Here is a 989-nt window from a genome sequence, read left to right as displayed (position 1 = left end):
CGATTTGAAGCGGGCGCGGATAGTCCTGTTGGCGGCGGACGGGCGCAGCACCCGGTCGATCGCCAAGGAAGTTGGGGTCCAGCCGCGGATTGTCAGCCTTTGGCGGCATCGCTATGCCGACCAAGGGCTTGAAGGGCTGCAAGACAAGCCGCGGCCCGGCAAGCGGCCGATCTATACGAAGACGACTGACAAGCAGATTCTGAAGCTGCTGGATAAGCCGCCCCCGCAGGGGTTCGCGCGCTGGACCGGCCCTCTGCTGGCCGAGGCGCTGGGCGATGTTGACGTCCAATATGTCTGGCGGTTCCTGCGCAGCCACAAGATTGACCTCGCGGCTCGCAAGTCCTGGTGTGAGAGCAACGACCCGAAGTTTACGGCCAAAGCCGCCGATGTCGTTGGCCTTTACGTCGCCCCGCCGGCGAAGGCTATTGTGCTATGCGTGGACGAGAAGCCCTCGATCCAGGCTTTGGAGCGAGCGCAGGGTTATCTGAAGTTGCCCAATGGCCGCGCCTTGACTGGCCAGAGCCACGATTACAAGCGGCATGGGACCACAACATTGTTTGCAGCGCTCGAAGTCGCCACCGGAAAGATCATCGCAACGCATTCGAAACGCCGCCGCCGTGTCGAGTTTCTCGACTTCATGAACAGCCTCACCGCAGCCTTTCCGAACCGCCAGCTTCACGTCATCCTCGACAACCTCAACACCCACAAGAAGAACGAGGACTGGCTCAAGGCCCATCCCAATGTGAAATTCCATTTCACGCCGACCAGCGCGTCCTGGCTCAACCAGGTCGAGGTATGGTTCTCAATCTTGCAGGGGCAGTCACTCAGCGGCACCTCCTTTACAAGCCTCAAGCAGCTTCAGGAACACATCGATGCCTACGTCAACGCGTACAACGACAAAGCCGAGCCCTTCGTCTGGACCAAGAAAAGGGTCCGTCAACGCCGTTTCAAAGGCCGCCGTATCACTCAGCTCTGATTCCGGGTACTAG

At 59.9% G+C, this 989-nt stretch carries 1 protein-coding gene; it reads left to right on the top strand.

All coding sequences use genetic code 11. The annotated features are described in order from the left end of the window. The coding region (locus ACFFWD_RS25500) for an IS630 family transposase (protein WP_376969767.1) at nt 1-976 on the top strand (976 nt) is incomplete at its 5' end. Nucleotides 977-989 lie beyond the last annotated feature (13 nt).

The sequence above is a fragment of the Bradyrhizobium erythrophlei genome (assembly GCF_042430365.1).
Lineage (GTDB): Bacteria > Pseudomonadota > Alphaproteobacteria > Rhizobiales > Xanthobacteraceae > Bradyrhizobium > Bradyrhizobium erythrophlei.
This window is presented reverse-complemented; position numbering and strand designations above follow the sequence as displayed.